This is a genomic window from Bacillus sp. P4_D3, assembly GCF_056401855.1.
In genome coordinates this window covers 1-3,695 of the sequence record NZ_JBFUIN010000321.1, presented here as the reverse complement: position 1 = coordinate 3,695, position 3,695 = coordinate 1, and the positions used below count along the sequence as shown (strand labels likewise).

General features: G+C 31.4%; 4 protein-coding genes. 2 read left to right on the top strand and 2 right to left on the bottom strand.

Annotation, left to right across the window (positions count from 1 at the left end):
* Window positions 1-200: 200 nt before the first annotated feature.
* Window positions 201-374, bottom strand: a complete 174-nt coding sequence (locus tag AC1DTM_RS20270) for a hypothetical protein (protein ID WP_002157923.1) — start codon at window positions 372-374, stop codon at window positions 201-203.
* Window positions 375-768: 394 nt separating this feature from the next.
* Here AC1DTM_RS20270 and AC1DTM_RS20265 point away from each other — a divergent pair, with 394 nt between their 5' ends.
* Entirely contained in the window at window positions 769-1,068 is a 300-nt protein-coding gene (locus AC1DTM_RS20265; protein WP_002157922.1) for an ArsR/SmtB family transcription factor, read from the top strand.
* Window positions 1,069-1,126: 58 nt separating this feature from the next.
* Here the strand turns inward: AC1DTM_RS20265 and AC1DTM_RS20260 are convergent, their stop codons facing one another.
* Window positions 1,127-1,312, bottom strand: a complete 186-nt coding sequence (locus tag AC1DTM_RS20260; protein WP_002012762.1) for a YkvS family protein — start codon at window positions 1,310-1,312, stop codon at window positions 1,127-1,129.
* A gap of 707 nt (window positions 1,313-2,019) precedes the next feature.
* Between AC1DTM_RS20260 and AC1DTM_RS20255 the strand changes: the two genes are divergently transcribed.
* Complete coding sequence (locus tag AC1DTM_RS20255; RefSeq protein ID WP_016104784.1) at window positions 2,020-3,222, top strand: L-lactate MFS transporter; 1,203 nt, start codon at window positions 2,020-2,022, stop codon at window positions 3,220-3,222.
* Window positions 3,223-3,695 lie beyond the last annotated feature (473 nt).

Genomic DNA, 3,695 nt, shown 5'->3' with positions numbered 1-3,695 from the left:
GAAGGATGGCTGTAGTCAGACGCGGTTTGTGGTGAAATAAGCTTGTCAAATTGAAAGTATCTATCATTATTTTGAACATTGTACCAAATCGGTATAACGTTTTTTCAATAAAGTTCAAATGAATTTAATAATGTTTTTATATAAAGCCGTCTCTATAGTAGAGGCGGCATTTGTATTATATAAAGGAATGAACGATGCAATTATGAATCATTTGAAGAAGGTGGCGTATTTGCCAAACGGTTATAACTTTTAAAGGCTGAAATTGCAGATATAACACCACCTGTTAAAAATAAAGCTGAACCACCAACTAAAATAATACGACTGACGTACGTTTCACGAGCTTCTTCAACTTGTTCTTGTGACGGTGTTGGCATATAAATTCCCCCTCAATAATAATGTGTTTTGCAATAGTATATACAAATGCCTAACATGTGTTAAAAAAGCTGGATAGTTATAGGTAGAATCATCTAGTTGTTTTTAGTTTTGTAATAAAAAGTTATAGAAAGTTAAATGAATTCTATAGTATCCAAAAGCGTTTCAATTATTTGAAAAATCTTCATCCTAAATTTACGCTAACTTCACATGCAGCACAAATTGAAATTGTATTATGTATATGTACCAAATAAATAAAATTGTATAGCATTGCTGTTTTTAAATAATCAAAATCCTATTATTTCTATATAAGGGTCTTAATTGTATGTTAGAGATTACATTTTATTTAGAAGCAGATTTTAATAAAAAGGAATTCAAACAAAAGGGGAATGTCTTATGACAACATATACGAGCGAGATAAAAAAAGGTTTAGTTACTGAAGAAGATGTGGACATTTTAAAAATAATGGCGCATCCAATACGATTACAAATTGTAAATGAATTAAGTGTACGCAAAACTTGTAATGTAACGCAATTAACAGAAATATTAAATATTCCTCAATCGACTGTTTCGCAGCATTTATCAAAAATGAAAGGTAAAGTGCTAAGAGCTGAAAGAAGAGGATTAGAAATTTATTATTACATTAATAATTTAAAAGCAAGTAAGATTGTTAGTGTTTTAGGATATGTAAATTAATGAAGTGTTATTATACAAAATAGCCTCCGCTGTTAAGCGGGGGCTATTTTGTATTGTTTTATTTATTTGCATTTAAAATTTTATAGTTTTTATGATTTACAATTGTTCGGTCAAATTCAAAAGTACCACCGCTTACATCTGTAACTTCAACTAAGACCGATTCAGTGTATAGTTTTAGTACAGATGCTGTGATCTTTAAGTTATTTCGTTGAAATAGTATAGTATCGCCTACGTTTGCTTTCATAGTACCTCCTTATAAAAGTCAGAAATGTTTGTTTATTATATATATTAAACCACGTATAGATATATTAGTGAATGTTTAGTTTTTATTTATCAATAAAATATTTGTTGTTTAATAAAAATTAAAGTGCAACATTATGTAAATGAATTATATATTTTCTATTTTTATGTAGAAAATTGTAAAAAAACGTTGTAATTCTGTATGTTTCGTTAGGAAAACAAGATATACGGAAGTGGAAATGTATAAATGATGGAATTTTTGATTACAAGCATTGTAATGAGAAGCCAGATTACAAGACTATTAAATGATTTGTATCAAGAAATACAGACGCAACATGTTATAAACGTTGAAGAGTTAAATAAGAATAGGATGTTTTTTGTTTGTATAGGATAAGCAAAATATTGAAGTCCAGCCATGGTATAATTCGATAATTTTTTTGTGAAAGAAGATGTAAAAGCCTCCGTAGGTCGTACTGATGCAAAACATTATAAAAGCTGCTACGTATTTAACAAGTAGTTTTTTGTATTTCATCCTTCGTTTTATGTAACTGGTTCCATATATTTGACGCTCCGTCTTGTAAGTGCTTACATAACGGGTAATATCCTATACAATGAAGTTGTTAAATCGAATGAGGTGGCGAAAATGAAAATGAAAATGAAAAAAGCATATTTAGCGAATAGCATTGAAATAGAAAGAGGAGGAGAGATGGTATGAAAAAATCATCGGTTAATCCATGGCTTGTTGTCCTTGGAACAGTCATAGTACAAATGGGGCTTGGAACGATATATACATGGAGTTTATTCAATCAGCCCTTAGTGAGTAAATACGGTTGGAGTCTTAACGCTGTTGCTATAACTTTCTCAATTACTAGTCTTTCTTTAGCATTTTCAACTTTGTTTGCAAGTAAATTGCAAGAAAAATGGGGACTTCGTAAACTTATTATGATAGCTGGACTAGCGTTAGGACTTGGATTAATACTTAGTTCACAAGCTTCCTCATTATTAATGCTTTATGTACTAGCAGGAGTTGTTGTAGGTTACGCAGATGGTACAGCATATATTACTTCACTATCCAATTTAATAAAGTGGTTTCCAGAGCGTAAAGGTTTAATCGCCGGTATATCTGTCTCTGCATATGGTACAGGTAGCCTAATATTTAAATACATAAACGCAATGTTGATTGATTCAGTTGGTGTATCGCAAGCGTTTATATACTGGGGTTTAATTGTTACAGCTATGATCGTGATTGGCGCTTGTTTAATCCATCAAGCTGCTGATCAAGGTGCAGTTCAGGAAACAAAAACTAAAGAATATACAACAAAAGAAATGTTAGGCACAAAACAAGTATACTTATTATTTATTATGTTATTTACATCATGTATGAGTGGCTTATACTTAATTGGCATGGTAAAAGACATCGGTGTTCAACTTGTAGGGCTTAGCGCAGCAACAGCAGCTAATGCGGTGGCTATGGTTGCAATCTTCAATACATTGGGTCGTATCATTCTGGGACCGTTATCAGATAAAATCGGCCGTTTAAAAATCGTTACTGGTACTTTTGTTGCTATGGCGACTTCAGTCTTGGTTCTAAGTTTCGTAGATTTAAATTATGGTATCTACTTCGTCTGTGTAGCAAGTGTAGCGTTTTGCTTTGGTGGAAATATCACTATTTTCCCAGCTATTGTTGGTGATTTCTTCGGTATGAAAAACCATAGTAAGAACTACGGAATTGTGTATCAAGGATTTGGATTTGGAGCGCTTGCAGGTTCCTTTATCGGTGCACTTCTAGGTGGATTCAAACCAACTTTCATGGTGATCGGCGTATTATGTGTCGTGTCATTTATTATCTCAATTTTAATCCAAGTGCCTAAGCAGAAAAAAGAAAAAGAAGAAGAATATAGCAGCGTAGCATAAGGGTTTAAATCTTCTATTACACTACTGTAACTAAAAAGTACCCTATTAAATAGGGTACTTTTTTTCGATACATAATAAAATTACGAAAGGGAAGTGGATGCCGAACCACTTTCCTTTTTTCTTTATGAACTATTTTTAATTGTTTTTCTCTACTCAGCCTTTATAATTTACATAATTTTACTGATGGAAGGGCCAGTGAAGCACCTAATTGGAGTATATTGGAATACTATTGAGTGATGCATAATATATGAGAATCTTTGATTATATATAGGATATTCATTGAGAAATGCAAGATGAAAAGTAAAATATTTTCAGAAAAATGTTGAGAAAAGAAAAACTTAAATTTTTGATAAAGTATTGTAGGTGAAGAAATCTACAGGTTCTCTTTTGGAGTTTCAAAAAAGATGATAAGAAATTATAGATTAAATTTTTATTTAAAGTACTATGTAATGCTTAAAGATGAAGCATTACAT